Here is a 16,055-nt window from a genome sequence, read left to right on the forward strand (position 1 = left end):
ATGGTGGCTTAAGTTTTAACTTAAGCTACCTCAACAGGATAATAAGAAAACATCATGGACAAAATCTTAGTCATAGACGATCAAGCTGATGTGCGTCTGGCTGCTACTGTTGCATTACAACAACTGGGCTTACATTGCCTTGAGGCCGAAGGCCCTGAACATGCCCTTGAATTATTAAAATCAGAGCACATTAGCCTGATTTTGCTTGATATGAACTACAAGCTCGACACGACCTCAGGTGAAGAAGGGTTACGCTTTTTAAAGCAACTAAATCAATTAGGTTCGACCATACCTGTCATTGTGATGACCGCATGGGCCAGCATTGACGTCGCTGTTAAAGCCATGCAATTAGGGGCAGTCGACTTTGTTGAAAAGCCATGGAATAACTTGCGCTTAACCGCCGTTGTACAACAACAACTCAAGCTCAAGCAAAGTAATCACGACAACGCATGCTTAAAGGCGCTTACCAGTGACACACAAGCACATTACATAGCTCAATCAGAAATCATGCAGCTGTTGCTTGCCAAAGCTGAGCGCGCAGCTAAAACCGATGCCAGCATTTTAATTACCGGCGAAAATGGCACTGGCAAAAGCTTATTGGCACATTATATTCACCAGCACTCACTCAGAGCTGATAAACGCTATGTCAGCGTGAATGTTGGCGCCATTGCGCCGACGCTATTCGAAAGCGAATTATTTGGCCATAAGAAAGGCTCTTTTACTGATGCCAAAGAAGACCGCCTAGGGCGTTTTGAAATTGCCGAAGGCGGTACCTTATTTTTAGATGAAATTGCGACTTTAAGCCTTGAGCTGCAAAGTAAAATGCTCCGTGTGCTAGAAAGCAAAGAATTTGAAGTGCTAGGCTCAAGCCAAACCAAAACCGCGGATGTTCGGATTATTTCTGCTACCAATAGTGAATTAGCTACGACCATTGAGCAGGGTGAGTTCCGCCGTGACTTATTATTTAGGCTCAATACCATTGAACTACACATTCCACCGCTTCGCGACAGAAAAGACGACATCGCTCCTTTAGCTGAACACTTGTTGTTAGTGCATGGTAAAAAATACCAACGCGCGAATATGGCGCTCAGTAATGATGCCCTAAAGGCGCTAAAAAATTACAGCTGGCCTGGTAATATTCGTGAGCTAAGTCACTGCATTGAACGCGCGGTGATCATGAGCGATAACAACAATGTTCAAGCCAATGACCTCATTTTAGATCAACCAAGTTGCGAGCAAACAAATAGTAATGCAGAACAAGCTTTGCCACTATTGCCCCTTGAAGAGCTTGAAAAACAGATGATTCAGAAAGCACTGCTGCAATTTAATGGCAATGTTATCGCCGCAGGAGAGTTTTTAGGATTAAGTAAATCGGCTATTTATCGTCGCATTGATAAACATCAGCTCGATTTAAAAGAAGTAGAACGCTAAATGAGTAGCAAGTTGTCGTTAGAGCAGCGTATTCGACGCTATTTTTATATGGTTATAGCGGTGCTATTAACACTTGGCATTGCCCTTTCGCTCAGCTTAAAACTAGATTGGTTTGCCAGTATCAGCCTGTTATTGCCGTTTATTGGGATAAGCGCTTTTGCTTTAATTAAAAGCTACCGTGTGATCACCGATGTGGTTGAACGCTTTGGTCTGCAACTAGATGCACTGGCAAATGACGAAAGTAATAGTTGGCATTTAGCATCTTACCAAAGTGGACGAGTCGCAGCGCTTAAGCAAGATTTTGCCAAGCTCAGCAATAAAATAGCCAAGAACAAACGCCATTATATGCAAACAGAAGAGTTTGTTTTTGAGTTTGCCAGCATGCTGGACTTACCCATCGTTATACTAGACCCCCATGGCTTGATTTACTTTAGCAATAAGGCGTTTATCAACAGTATTAACCATCGCCAAATTGAAGGTAAATCGGCCAGCGACTTAGGCATTGCTCTGCATGATGGCGAATGGCAACAAAACAGTGACTCGCTGTTTAAACAACGTTTTCAAATCTCATCGCAGACTTTTTGGCGGACCGGCAGAAACTTTGAATTACTAACCTTCTTTTCAATTGAGCAACAGCTTCGCGATAACGAACAACTTGTTTGGCAACGTTTAATTCGCGTGTTAAATCATGAAGTGCGTAACTCACTCACGCCGATTTATTCGATGAGTCAATCATTGCAAACCCTCAAGCGCCAAGGACAAATTAGCAGTCACGATGATCTCGCTCAAGATATGCTGCAAGTAATAGAAAAACGCGCTCAGCACTTGCTTGATTTTGTAGCCAGTTACAGTGCGTTTGCCAAGCTACCACCCGCACAGAAGCAGGCAATCAGTAGCGAGCAATTAAACACGCGTTTAAGTGCTATCTTTCCTGAACTAGTGATAAATAGCAGTGAAGAGTTACTTATTAATGCCGACTTCGGCCAACTAGAACAAGCATTAATAAACCTGATAAAAAATGCTTTTGAAGCAGACAGCAATTCAGCCCCTACCCTCACTTGGTCAAGACAAGGTGATAACTTAAATATTGCAATTAGCGACCAAGGTTGTGGTATTCAAAACCCCGATAACTTGTTCGTGCCATTTTACTCAACCAAAGCAAATGGCACAGGTATAGGACTTGTGATCACCCGAGAACTTGTGCGCAACCAAGGTTTTGAGTTATCGATAAACTCAAAACCCCAGCAAGGCACACAAGCTATAATTACTGTGCCCTGCTAACTTATTTTACAAATGTGGCTTTCACACGCTTAGATAAACCTAAATAAAAAGCAAAACTTCAGCGCCATTTTCTAGGCATTTATATGAGCCAAATTAAAAAAGCCCTAAATAGTGAATTTTATTTGGCTCAAGCCGCGAAATTCAGTAATTTGTCATATAAAGCTAAACGTAATTAGAAAATAACAATGAAATGGATGCACTTACAACTTAAGCTACTGGCTGTTTTTTTATTCTTTGTGAGCTGCTTTGCAGCCGCAGAAGAGTATCAAGTTGCGCCCGCAGCTAACTGGGTAAAACAACATAAGTTACTCACCCCTGAGATTCCTCGAGACCAAATACGAGACGGGACTTTCTACCTGATGCTCGACACTCAGCTTCAGGTATCTGAGCAAGCCCCACAGCAACGCTTTAATCGTACTGTAATGCAAGCGGTCAATCAGTCTGGGGTTGATTATATTAGCCAGCTGAATATTGATTTTGACCCAAATTATCAATCTCTTACGCTCAATAGTTTAGGCATTATTCGTGACGGCCAATATATAGATAAACTAAATAGTGCCGAGCTACAGGTGTTACAACGCGAGACTGACTTAGCAAGTCGTATATACAATGGCACCTTAAGCCTAAATGTCATTATTGATGATATGCGGGTCATGGATATTTTAGATTACAGCTATACGGTTTCGGGCAGTAACCCGGTTTATCAGCACTTCAGCACCAAGCGCACACTGAACTGGTCGGTGCCGATAGTGCAGCAATTTATGCGGGTAAAGTGGCAAAAGCCTACGCCCTTATATATCAACTTTATGAATGGCGAGTCGCCAGTTACTAAAACCAAGTTAGATACGGGCTTTGACTACCAGATTAGCCAACACAATGAGCCGACCCTTAGCTCTGCAAGCGAAGTACCGCATTGGTATTCGCCTTACAAGGAAGTGTACTTTTCTGAAGTAAATAATTGGCAAGAGGTAGTCAATTGGTCGTTACCTTTGTACCAATCTGCCATCGAAGTGAGCCCTGCTATTGAAACAATTGCTCGTCAAATTAAGTTTCAACATGCCGATTTAGAGTCTCAAATTGTGGCTGCCCTGCGCTTTAGCCAAGACGAAGTACGTTATTTGGGCCTAGAAATGGGCACCAACTCACACCAGCCTACTCCAGCATCAGAAACTCTGGCACTGCGCTATGGCGACTGTAAAGACAAAACCGTCTTGCTCATTTCTTTACTTAAAGCGCTCGGGGTAGAGGCTCATCCTGCTTTAGTTAACACTGAAGACCGAAAACGTACTGCTAGTTTACCGGTCTCTCCTAGCTTATTTGACCATGTCATTGTCACCTTAGAGCATCAAGGTAAGCGATATTGGCTTGATCCGACCATTTCGTATCAGCGCGGCGATTTAGAAAATTTAGCTCAACCGAACTACGATGTAGCGTTAATAATTAAACAAGGTGAAACAGGCTTTACGGATATGTTCACTGAGCCTGCCCTAAAACGCATACAGGTTTTTGATAATTATCAGATCCCAGAAGGTATTGATGAGCCAGTTAGTTTCTCAACTCAATATAAATACGGTGACTTTGAAGCAATTAGCCGCCGCAGTTCAATCGCTAAAAACAGCTTAAAAAGCATAGAAGATGATTACCGCGAATATTATCAAGATACCTACAAAGGCTTAAAAACTGCCAAACCTATGCTAGTTGAATCCCCAGAGGACACCGGTCAGCTAATTACCAATGAGCACTATACTATTGATAACTTTTGGCGACCTGAGGGTAATGATTTTCAAAACGACTTTTACGCCAGTGAAATTCAAAACTCAGTTTATAAGCCGGAACAGCGAGAGCGTAACAATGCACCAATGTGGTTTCGTTACCCAAATAATATCGAAACAACCATAAAGGTTACGTTTACTGACTCTAATTGGCAGTTTGATGATGAGCAGGCCACAATCGATAACCCATTTTTTCATCTCGAGAAACGCGTGACATTTAAAGACTCGGTGTTGACCTTATACTTTGATTACAGTGCTAAGCAGGATCATATTCCAGCCGATCAAATAGACCTTTACCTAAGCGAGCGTAAAAAACTCAATAACGCGACCCATTACGGCATCATTAAATACGGCACAAATAGCGCCACAACCACACCAGCGGATGACGAAACCAACTGGTATAGCGTTTTTATTTTAAGTTACTTAGCGGCAATCATCTTTTTCATCGCGGCTTGGCGTTTTGAAGTTCGAAAACGTCCAGAATTTGAAGGTGCGCAGTTTTACCCTGTAAGCAACAGTAAATTTTACCTTTATAGTTTATTCAGCTTGGGCATATTTATTAATTACTGGAGTTATCGCAATTGGAAGTTTATTAAGCAGCAACAAAACAGCCATATGATGCCCATTGCCCGAGGTATTTTTGCGCCTTTATTCTTTTTTGCACTGTTTCTTCAACTTATAAAACATAGCGAACAAACCTTTAACAAAAATAAAATATTACCAACTGCGGTTGCTTTTGTAATTTGGCTAATGATTATTGTATGTGAAATAGCAAGTTCACTAGGTGACTATGGTATGTGGCTATTCTTAATCATTCCTTTATTGTGGCTACCAATTGTTAATTACATTCAAAACCTGAACCAACCTAAAGATGCGTTAGGGTACAACTCAAAATGGCGTGCAAGACAGCTGCTAATTTCTGTATTCGCGACGCCTTTACTACTTTATGGGCTAATTGCTGAATTATACTTATTGCCTAATTCAACCATAGTTACAGGTGACAAACTTTGGTCTTATCAGGTTAACTTTTTAAAGCGTCAAGAGATTATGCCTAGTGATGAAAATGTGGAGTATTTTTATAGCGATGCATTTTTTGATTTCAGAGATGATGGCAATGGCATGACGAAAAATACGCTTTTTAGTTACTGGAAAAATGAACAAGGTGTAATTGAAAAAGATCTGCTCTACTTTAATGAAATAAAAGAAGTGAAAGCAGACTATGCAAAAAGTCCTCTAACAACATCTTCACTTACCGTTATTGATCATGACGGTAATGAGATGCTTTTATTCTTAAGCAATGAAGACGACCTAGATAGACGCTTTGTTGCCAAGGTTAAGCAACGCCTCAAAGAGTCAACCTTAGCAACTGAGCAAAACGCAGATTAAGTCAGTCGCTTAATCATGCGTTTTAAGGCGGGCGCTTTCAGAGGCTTATAAAGCAATGGATAGCCCGCATCGAGCACTAACTCGCGTATGCCTTCATCATGATTCGCGGTATTAACGATGGCTGGTAAGCGTGTTAGTGCCGCTTGCTCAATCACTTCAAGTCCCGTTACTCCATCATCAAGCTGATAATCAATAATCAACAATTGCGGCAGGGCTTGACTTGCCTTTAACTGCTCAAGCTCCGCTAAGTTAGTGGCTATTGAAATTTCACAGCCCCAATTTTCGAGTAGCTGCTTTAATGCCTCTAACACGTTGCGGTCGTTATCAAGCAACCAAATACGCAATTGCCCCAGCTCTGTTTCTTGTGATGCTTCAGCGCCTTTCGCTTGCGCAGGCGCAGCACTCACTCTACAAGGCAGGGTAAGGGTAAATTGCGTGCCTTTACCAAGTTCAGACCCCATCACTAAGGGTATTTTAAGTAAGTCACATATACGTTTAGTGATTGCCAACCCTAAGCCTAACCCCTCGGCGCTTGGCTTTGCACCAAGCTGTTTAAACTCTTGGAAAATAGTTTGTTGATCGCTCGATGCAATACCAATCCCTGTGTCTTCAACAATAAAGGATACATGGTCATCGTCGTACTGCATTTTTAAGCGCACTTCACCTTGCTCGGTATAACGAATCGCATTACTCAAAAGGTTACGTAGTACTCGACGTAACAGCGCTTTGTCGGTATGCAAGCGCACATCACAGGTTTCAATAATGAACTTTAAGCCTTTTTCACGGGCAAGGGCTTCGTAGTCATTACGCAGAGGCTCAACCAACGAACTGGCAGCAAACTCGCTCATTTGTACTTTAAATGAGCCTGAATCGAGCTTAGTTAACTCTAAAATACTCGATAATAACTCTTCGGCGCTGCCCAATGAATTCTTAATATTCATCGCCAGCTCTTTAAGTTCGGTGTCTTGGGCTTTTTCATTCATTAAAGAACAAAACAAACTCGCAGCATTGAAAGGTTGCAGTAAATCATGGCTAGCAGCGGCAAAAAAGCGTGTTTTACTGACCGTTGCTTGCTCCGCCACTTGCTTTGCCATCGACAACTCTTGGTTTGCTTGAGTCAATGCCAAGGTGCGGGCTGCGACTTTTTCTTCAAGGCTAACATTTGCTTCGGTTAACGCTTTTTGTTGTTTTACGAACTCGGTGATGTCGGTATAGGTTGTTACAAAGCCGCCACCTGGCAGTGGGTTACCTTGCATTTCAAACACGCGACCATCATTGTGCGAGCGCTGGTATTTATAAGCACTGCCTTGGCGTAAATAGGCTAAGCGTTTTTCAACTTCGCTGGTCATGCTCTCGCCGCTAAATAAACCGCGCTCGGCATTAAAACGAATAATGTCGGCAACCGGGCGGCCTATGTAAAGCGCATCATCTGGGTAGGCGAACATGTTTTTGTAGCCTTGGTTCCAAGCTACCAAGCGCAGCTCACTATCAACTACACTGATCCCTTGTTGAATATTTTCGATTGTTGATTGCAGTAAGTCACGATTAAATTTAAGCACTTGGCTTGCTTCATCAACAAACTCAGCAACCTGTTCTAGAGGCTGGCGCTGCTCATTTTTCGCCACATCTAAAATAAGTCGTGCCGATGCGCCGCCGATCACCGCTGACATCTCGCGCTCAACTAATAGCTCTAACTCGACATTGGCAGGGCGTTTCCACTTACTTTTATCATCCGGAAAATAATGATTTACCAAAGACTGTGCTGCTTCTTTTTCGGCAAATCGTTGCAATAGTGCACCTAGGTCATGGTAGCTCAAAGGCTGTAGATGATTGCTTACCTTCGAATCATTCAGCTGCGAAACAAACTTATTACTCTGTAAGCGTTCAGCTAAGGTTGCACGACTAAATAAAGGCACTAAGAAATACACTAAACAGTTCGCACCTAACGATAGCAATAGAGCTTGGCTAATGCTTTCCATGCCTAGTGAGAATAAGTCGGTTGGCGCTAACCAGCTTATTCCCCACGGTCCATTCACAAGCCATAAGCTATCGCTTCCTAAACCTCCAGCGATATTCGGCAGTAAAAGTGTGTATCCCCAAATAATAAAGCCGCTTAAAATCCCCAATTGCGCACCGCGACACGAGGCTTGTCGCCACCATAAGCCTATAATCATGGCCGGCGAAAATTGCGCGACTAAGGTGAACGACATCAAACCCACATTGGCAAGGGTTGTACTTTCGCCCAGCACTCGGTGAGTGAAATAGCTTAGCAATAAAATCAATACGATAACGATTTTACGTGCATGTAATAGGTTATTTTTATCAAGCCCGCGACTGCTCGATGTAAGTTGCGAGCGGCGTAAAATAAATTGGTTAATAAAGTCATTAGTGATCATCACTGAAAGCACAATTGATGACACTATTACCATACTGGTTGCCGCTGAAAAGCCACCTAAAAAGGCTAATAACGCCACAAAGGCATCATCAGCCGCCATAGGTAAAGCCAATACAAAGGTGTCGTAGCCGACTTCTTGACCTTGAAAGTAAATTAATCCGGCATATGCAATAGGTAAAATAAATAGGTTAATAAGTAAGAGGTAAATCGGAAATAGCCAACGCGCCGAGGCCAGCTCTTTATCGTTATTTTTTTCGATAAAGCTCATGTGGAATTGTCTTGGCAAACATAAGGTCGCCAAAATACCAAGCAAAGTATGAGCAACATACACATAGGTTGGACTTTGTGTGGCCGCCACTTGCTGATCAATATTTAGGTCATGCGCTTTTTCAAACAGCGCCACTGGGCTGTCGAATAGAGCAAAGCATACATACAAACCCACCGCTAAAAACGCCAACAACTTAACCACAGACTCGAAGGCAATACTGGCTATCAAACCTGGATTATGTTCGCTGGGCTTTAACCGCCTCGCGCCGAATAAAATAGCAAACAGAGCCAATACAATCGTGATGTAAAAAGTACTATCGGCCCATACTTCATGGCTTTGTGTGGCAGCGCGGTCGGTAAGTAAGTTGATACTTTGTGCAGTTGCACTTAGCTGTAAAGAGATATAGGGCACAATGGCAATCACTGAAATCAATGAAATGAGTCCAGACAAACTCGACGACTGACCATACCGAGTCGCAATAAAATCTGCCATTGAGGTTATTTTTTGCTGCCGACAAATATGCGCTATGCGGCAATAGACTTGCCAGCCAAAAATGAATAACAAAATAGTGCCAGCATAGGTCGGAGCCAACCACCAGCCGTTGTATGCAGCTTGTGCTGTAGTGCCAAAGAACGCCCAAGAGGTGCAATACACCCCAAGTGATAAACCATAGGTTAAGCCTTTAAAAGGCAATACTTTTCTTTTATCAGCCCAGCCTGCAACCGCAAATAAAATTGCCAGATACACAATTGCAAGAAGGCTTATTGACCAAATTGAGAACATCGCATGTGATTATTTTAATTGTTATAGCCCCAGCATAGTTTTTATTGCACGTAATTTACAGCCTAACTTTAGTGCTAATGCATTGTATTACGGAAGTTTAAAAAACAAACACAAAGAAATGAGAATTATTTTCAATTGAGTATTGACAGATACGTAAATCTAATTGATAATCACTATCAACAAGACAATAAAGTGTTATGACTTGTTCGGAATAAACTGATTTGTTTCTCGACCCTGAAACACGTGTGGCCCACGATAAAGCTAAGATCGCCTGTTGCTAATCGCAACGCCCCTTGATATTGGCAACAGGTGATCGCCCTACTATTTTACTTGCTACATTGCTCATATCGGTGACGGTAGATATGAAACTCAAAAAGCCCTTACAGGGCTTTTTTTATGTCTAAAATTCGTACCAAACCTGCAAAAAAACTAAATGAGAATTATTTTCAAAAAGGTGTTGACAGTATTGCAAACCTAATTGATAATTAATCTCAACAAGCCAAGCGAAGTATGATGACTTGTTGAGATTGAATTTGTTTCTCCCCAGAAACGCGTGTCGCCACGTTAAAGCTTTAGCTTATATGTTGCTAATCGCAACGCCCCTTGATATTGGCGACATATAAGCGACCCTACTTATTTTACTTGCTACATTGCTCATATCGGTGACGGTAGATATGAAACTAAAAAAGCCCTTGCAGGGCTTTTTTTATGTCTAAAAGTTAATGCGTTAACTTTATCGACGGTTCTTACGTGCACGTGCACGGCGTTGTTTTTTCTCTTCTTCTTTAGCGGCTTTTTTCGCCTCTGCAGCAGCGCGAAGCTGTGCAACCATTTGCTCTTCTTCTTCACGCATGGCCGGTGTTTCCATGGTAATACGACCAATAATGCCATCGCGTAATTCGTTGATAAGAATTTCAGACATTTTGTAAGTATCGATTTGATTACCACCGCGGATACAACCACGCTTTTTACCTGCCATTTCAACAAACTCCCAGTCAGACTCTGGTAGCTCATCAATTTTATAGCGGCTTTTTAAAAGCTCTGGGTATGCATGCAGTAAATATTCAGCGGTGTAACTTGCCACTTCTTCGTAGTCGATAGCGGTATCACGAATTGCACCAGTTGCCCCTAAACGATAACCAGAGTTTTCGTTCTCTACTTTAGGCCATAACATACCTGGCGTGTCGTAAAGCATAATGCCATCGTCAAGCTTAATACGTTGCTGCGCTTTGGTTACCGCAGGTTCATTACCTGTTTTTGCCACGATACGGCCGGCCAAGGTATTAATAAGAGTTGATTTACCAACGTTTGGAATACCCATGATCATGGCTTTAATTTGTTTATCAGCGCCTACTTTATGCGGCACTAACTTTTTACAAAGCTCATTAATACGGTGCACTTCACCCGCTTTATCATTACCAAAATCAATCGCTTTCACACCACTTTGCTGCTCAAAGTAGTCTTTCCAAGCTTGCGTTAACTTAGGATCAGCCAAGTCCGCCTTGTTCATGATTTTGATCACCGGCTTGTCGCCACGCAGCGCAGTAACCATTGGGTTTTCACTACTGTAAGGAATACGGGCATCAAGTACCTCAATGATCACATCCATCTGTGGCATGATTTCTTTAATTTCGTTTCGGGCTTTGTTCATGTGACCCGGGAACCACTGGATGGCCATTTTTAACTCCTACAAGATAATTTCACGGTATTTTAACTGGCTCGGCAACGAATTGCGCTATAATGACGCAAATTTTTTCAAGTAAGCAGTTATGGCTCTTAAATCAACCATTATTAAAGCGCAATTATCGTTAAGCGATATGGATCGCCACATTTATCAAGATTTCAATTTAACTCTGGCACAACACCCATCAGAAACCGAACAACGCTTGATGATCCGCTTGTTGGCTTTTGCACTAAATGCCCGTGAAGGCTTAGAGTTTACTAAAGGCTTATGCGCCGATGATGAACCTGAGCTTTGGCACATTAACTATAGCGAAGAAATTGAATTATGGGTTGAGCTTGGTTTACCTGATGAAAAACGCCTGAAAAAAGCCTGCAATAAGTCGAAGCAAGTTGTTTTATATACCTATGGTGAAAATAACCAAGCGATTTGGTGGCAAAAACATCAACCTAAGTTGTATGATTTTAAAAACTTAAGTATTTTTAGTCTCGATTATGCTGCGACTCAGGCATTAGCCGACTTAGCTGATCGTAATATTAAGCTCACTATTACCATTCAAGACGGTGAAGTATGGGTTAGCTCAGACACAGCAAATATCGAAATTAAACCGCAACAGTTAATGTAAGGAATGCGATGGCTATTAGGCAAGTTGTAGTATTACACGGACTATATATGTCAGGCTTTGTGATGCGCCCACTGTGCGCGCGTCTTGAAAAGTCAGGACTAAAAATACTCAATTTGACCTATAACACGCTCTCTCCCGATAGAGCGGCGATTTTCGATAAGATTGATCGCTTTATTGGTGGTAAACCTACCGCCTTAGTTTGCCACTCAATGGGCGGCTTGGTTGCTCGCGCTTACTTAGAGGCCAATTCTCTTCAAAGCCGCCATGTCGAAAAGGTGATCACCTTAGGCACCCCGCATAAAGGCAGCCATATTGCCAAACAAATGCAGCTGAAGGGCTTTGAAATGCTGTTAAAAAATAGCGTGGAGTTTCTATTATCTGAGAATGGCAATTGGCCGTTTAATGCCAAGCTTTATAGTATTGCTGGTGACTTACCCATAGGGCTAATGCCACTGATTGCTAAAGGCAGTGTCTCTGATGGTACAGTTTTGATAGATGAAACCAAGCTCAATGGCATGGCAGAACATAAGGTGTTTCATTTGAGTCACACCAGTATGATCTACTCACGCCAAGTGATGGATTACATCATTAAGCTTATAAATCAAAGTGAGTGATACTTTAATCTTCAGCACTTGCAGCCACTTTATATGAGATTAAAACAATGATCCCTAAGATCAATGGTACAGGTGCTGCAATATAGCCAAAGGTATCAAAGTTTGCGAAGCTAGCACCTGCTAGATGACCTACCAAACCGATAACAAATGCAAGTAATGCGATCACGACAACGACTATTTCAGCTTTGTTTTCTTTAACTGTTTTACCGTCCATTTTTCTTCTCCTGGTTAAATGCGGTAAAGTCATTATGCGCTTCTGGTTCGTTGTTTTTTTGACCTAAATCAAGTTCTAAATCAGCGTGTTTCTCAGCAGGTGCAAACCTTGTTTTAGATCATACTTTCTGCCTAATTTTAAAATATTCGTAAAATAAGGTAGATTTTTTGCTCAGTTGCCCCAAGTCTATTAAAAGTAATTCAAAGTTATATTGATAGTGCATAAATGGACAACACCAACCTTTGATAGGTAAAACCTATCACTGTGTTCGAATTAAACCATTTTACAGATTAACCAAGATGGCTAATACTTAACACCAAGCACTAGCAAGTAAACACTTAACGGTTTTTTTAAGGAGCAATCTATGTCACAGGTAAATGCAATTGGTTTAAACAGCGCAAAAAGTGAAGATATCGTAAATTCACTAAACTCTTTACTAAGCTGCTACCAAATTCAATATATGAACGCACGCGGCTTTCATTGGAATATCAAAGGTCGTAACTTTTTTGAATTACACCTTAAATTTGAAGAAATTTATAACTTACTACTTGAGAAAGTAGACGAGATTGCAGAGCGTATTTTAACGTTAGGTGGTACACCGGTACATGCATTCTCTGAATACATTGAAGCAAGTAAGATCAGTGAAGCTAAAAATATCACTGAAGGCACTGCTGCAGTAGAAAACCTTTTAGCAGGTTACAGCACGCTTATTCAAATGCAGCGTGAAATCTTAGCACAAGCTGGTGATGCAGATGACGAAGGTACAGCATCATTAATGGGCGACTACATTAAAGAACAAGAGAAACTTGTTTGGATGTTAAAAGCTTACCTAGGTTAATATTCAGAATTGACACGAAAAAGCCCTCTCTTGAGGGCTTTTTTATATTCAGAAGGTATTATTTTAACCACTTTCTTAAATTATCGTACTCGGGTCTTATTTGAAAAAAGCTTTCAGCGTCTTGGTGAAAGTTAATATCCATTTCGACACCAGACCAAACTGTTTCTAATAAATTGCGGGCAATGATATTCGCTTTGATGTAATCAACGCGTTTGTAGCCTCGTGCTTTGACAGCCTGAAAGTATACCTTAGCAGTTTCAATACTATCGGCAGTTGCTAATTCAAATTGTTCCAAATTAACCACAGCATACTGAATTGAAAACTCTGGGTACTTCATGATTTCTTGAGCAACTTCAATACTAAATGAAGCAACGGCTTCTTTATTAAAACTGCCACTCATTTCCACATAAATCACCGGCGGCTCAACAAAATAACGCCAATCACCATGGGCTTTAAACATGCTTACCCCTTTGAAATACAACTTAAGTTTACGCTTATAAAATTTATTTACCTATTTATCTAAGCCTTTATTCGATAATAAAGCAATAAAAAAGGCCATTTCTAATGCCTTTTCTTCAAGGCTTTTAAAACGACCCGATGCACCACCATGGCCTGCATCCATGTCGGTTTTAAATACCAAAATGTTGTCATCGGTTTTAAGCTCACGTAGCTTAGCAACCCACTTCATTGGCTCCCAGTATTGCACTTGAGAGTCATGAAACCCGGTTGTAACAAGAATATTAGGGTAAGCCTGTGGCTTAATATTATCGTACGGTGAGTAAGCCTGAATCACATCATAAAACGCAGGATCATTTGGATTACCCCATTCGTCGTATTCATTGGTCGTCAGTGGAATACTCTCATCAAGCATGGTGGTTAGCACATCTAAAAATGGCACATGACACCCAATACCTAAATAAAGCTCAGGTGCTTGGTTAACCACAGCGCCCATTAATAAGCCACCAGCACTGCCACCAGACGCGAATACTTTCTCTGGGTGTGCATAGCCTTGCTCAGTAAGCGCATGCGTAACATCAATAAAATCGCTAAAGCTATTTTGCTTATATTGCTTTTTACCTTGCTCATACCAGTGACGCCCTAGCATTTCACCACCACGAATATGTGCAATCGCATAAACAAAACCGCGGTCAAGCAAGCTTAGTGAGCTACTTGAAAAACTAGGATCGATGGTAATACCATACGCGCCATAGCCATATTGCAACAGCGGATTACTTCCATCTTTATTAAATTGGTCGATACGATAAACCAAAGATACCGGCACTTGCTCGCCATCTCTTGCAGTAACCATTAAACGTTCTGAGCGATAATGCTCTGGGTTAAAATCACCCAATACTTGCTGTTGTTTTAATAAGGTTTTGTTACCTGTTTTTAAGTCAACATCATACAAAGAACCTGGCGTAGTTAAGCTTGAATAGTAAATACGCGCAGAGCTCACATTCGGCTCTGGATTCATGGCAATTGCAGCATAATAACAAGGGTCATCAAACTCTAAAGTAAGACGCTCGGCTTGCTGATCCACCACTACAAAACGTGTTTGGCCAAGCTCTCGCTCGGTGAGGATAAGGTAGTCATCGAAAATCTCGACCCCTTCTAACAATACGTTCTCGCGATGTGCTGTATGCTCTTGCCAACGATGTTTATCGGCAATGGTGCTTTGCGTCGCGGTCATTAAACGAAAGTTTTTCGCTTGCCAGTTGGTCACAATGTAAAAGGTATCACCTAGCTTATCGACATCGAACTCATGGCCTTCTTCGCGTGGCATTAAGGCGCTAAATCCACCTTCTGGATTATTGGCATCAAGCACCCAAGTATCGTTTGTTTCTGTGGTCGCAAGGTCAATTATGATCAGGCTTTCATCGCGGCTTTTGCCAAGCCCCATAAAGAAGCTTTTATCTTGCTCTTCATAAACCAGTACGTCATCAGCTTGCGGGGTGCCTAAAACATGGCGGTAAACCTGAAAACCCAATAAGGTTTGCAGGTCTTTTTTCACATAAAACACCGTTTTATTATCATTAGCCCACACCACTTGGCCTTCGGTGTTTTCCAGCACATCACTAAACATCTCACCGCTGGCAATATTTTTAAAACGCACGGTATAAATACGACGACCTTCAGTGTCTTCAGAGTATGCAAGTAGCTGCTCGTCAGGGCTAATTGCAACTTCGCCTAATTCATAAAATTCGTAATCGCCAGCTAATTGATTTACATCTAACAGCAAGTGCTTGTCGCGTGCCTCTATTGAGCTACTGCGATAATGGCGTGCATATTCATCGTCGCCACGTACTTCTGAGTGATACCAATATTGGCCATCTTTCACGGGTACCGTGTTGTCGTCTTTTACAATGCGGTCTTTTAGTTCATTAAATAATTGTTCGCGCAGTGGTTTTATATCGGCGAGTTGCTCATCGCAATAATCGTTTTCGGCGTTTAAGTGCGCTAATACATCTTTATTTTCACGCTCATCATCACGCATCCAATAATAGTTATCGGTGCGAGTTAGTTGATGAGTAGTTAATGGATGAGGCTGTTTTTTTGCAACAGGAGGATGCGCTAATAAAGACAAAGAATACGAATTTGACGACACAAGAAAAAACCAAAATAAAAAACGAATTGCTGGCAGTTTATCACAGAATTATACCAATCAGCTTAATTAAGTAGTCTATTTTGAGGCAATAAAACCTCGTTGATAACAAGGCAAAAATTTCGTTATTTAGTTGTTCTAAATGAGAAATTTTTAACGCAGTTA

At 41.6% G+C, this 16,055-nt stretch carries 11 protein-coding genes; 6 read left to right on the top strand and 5 right to left on the bottom strand.

Annotation, left to right across the window (positions count from 1 at the left end; genetic code table 11):
• The first annotated feature begins 54 nt into the window (after positions 1-54).
• The 3 genes from JIG37_RS02320 to JIG37_RS02330 all read left to right on the top strand — a co-directional run bounded on the left by JIG37_RS02320 (position 55) and on the right by JIG37_RS02330 (position 5,870).
• Complete coding sequence (locus tag JIG37_RS02320) at positions 55-1,431, top strand: sigma-54 dependent transcriptional regulator (protein WP_166341227.1); 1,377 nt, start codon at positions 55-57, stop codon at positions 1,429-1,431.
• Positions 1,432-2,712 (top strand): HAMP domain-containing sensor histidine kinase, encoded by a 1,281-nt coding sequence (locus tag JIG37_RS02325; protein WP_199528627.1) that lies wholly within the window; start codon positions 1,432-1,434, stop codon positions 2,710-2,712.
• Positions 2,713-2,897: 185 nt separating this feature from the next.
• Positions 2,898-5,870: a DUF3857 domain-containing transglutaminase family protein gene (locus tag JIG37_RS02330; protein ID WP_199528628.1), complete on the top strand. Its 2,973-nt coding sequence runs from the start codon at positions 2,898-2,900 to the stop codon at positions 5,868-5,870.
• On the opposite strand, the gene JIG37_RS02335 is transcribed toward JIG37_RS02330, so the two are convergent.
• Together JIG37_RS02335 and ylqF are read right to left on the bottom strand one after the other, a co-directional pair.
• Positions 5,867-9,316, bottom strand: a complete 3,450-nt coding sequence (locus tag JIG37_RS02335) for a PAS-domain containing protein (protein WP_199528629.1) — start codon at positions 9,314-9,316, stop codon at positions 5,867-5,869. The two genes, JIG37_RS02330 and JIG37_RS02335, sit on opposite strands and share 4 nt — an antisense overlap.
• Before the next feature lie 733 nt (positions 9,317-10,049).
• Positions 10,050-10,994 carry a ribosome biogenesis GTPase YlqF gene (gene ylqF, locus JIG37_RS02340; RefSeq protein ID WP_054552314.1) on the bottom strand — a complete coding sequence of 315 codons (945 nt, stop codon included), beginning with the start codon at positions 10,992-10,994 and terminating at the stop codon, positions 10,050-10,052.
• A 91-nt stretch (positions 10,995-11,085) separates the two neighbouring features.
• Here ylqF and JIG37_RS02345 point away from each other — a divergent pair, with 91 nt between their 5' ends.
• Positions 11,086-11,622 carry a YaeQ family protein gene (locus tag JIG37_RS02345; protein ID WP_054552313.1) on the top strand — a complete coding sequence of 179 codons (537 nt, stop codon included), beginning with the start codon at positions 11,086-11,088 and terminating at the stop codon, positions 11,620-11,622.
• Between the two features lie 8 nt (positions 11,623-11,630).
• Entirely contained in the window at positions 11,631-12,236 is a 606-nt protein-coding gene (locus JIG37_RS02350) for an alpha/beta hydrolase (protein WP_138599097.1), read from the top strand.
• Between the two features lie 4 nt (positions 12,237-12,240).
• On the opposite strand, the gene JIG37_RS02355 is transcribed toward JIG37_RS02350, so the two are convergent.
• Positions 12,241-12,450 carry a hypothetical protein gene (locus JIG37_RS02355; RefSeq protein WP_054552311.1) on the bottom strand — a complete coding sequence of 70 codons (210 nt, stop codon included), beginning with the start codon at positions 12,448-12,450 and terminating at the stop codon, positions 12,241-12,243.
• Between the two features lie 364 nt (positions 12,451-12,814).
• Between JIG37_RS02355 and JIG37_RS02360 the strand changes: the two genes are divergently transcribed.
• Complete coding sequence (locus tag JIG37_RS02360; protein WP_054552310.1) at positions 12,815-13,288, top strand: Dps family protein; 474 nt, start codon at positions 12,815-12,817, stop codon at positions 13,286-13,288.
• A 58-nt stretch (positions 13,289-13,346) separates the two neighbouring features.
• On the opposite strand, the gene JIG37_RS02365 is transcribed toward JIG37_RS02360, so the two are convergent.
• Both JIG37_RS02365 and JIG37_RS02370 read right to left on the bottom strand, forming a co-directional pair.
• Entirely contained in the window at positions 13,347-13,748 is a 402-nt protein-coding gene (locus tag JIG37_RS02365) for a hypothetical protein (protein ID WP_054552309.1), read from the bottom strand.
• Positions 13,749-13,799: 51 nt separating this feature from the next.
• Positions 13,800-15,893 carry a S9 family peptidase gene (locus JIG37_RS02370; RefSeq protein ID WP_199528630.1) on the bottom strand — a complete coding sequence of 698 codons (2,094 nt, stop codon included), beginning with the start codon at positions 15,891-15,893 and terminating at the stop codon, positions 13,800-13,802.
• Positions 15,894-16,055 lie beyond the last annotated feature (162 nt).

This window comes from Pseudoalteromonas sp. bablab_jr010 (genome assembly GCF_016464105.1).
GTDB lineage: Bacteria > Pseudomonadota > Gammaproteobacteria > Enterobacterales > Alteromonadaceae > Pseudoalteromonas > Pseudoalteromonas simplex.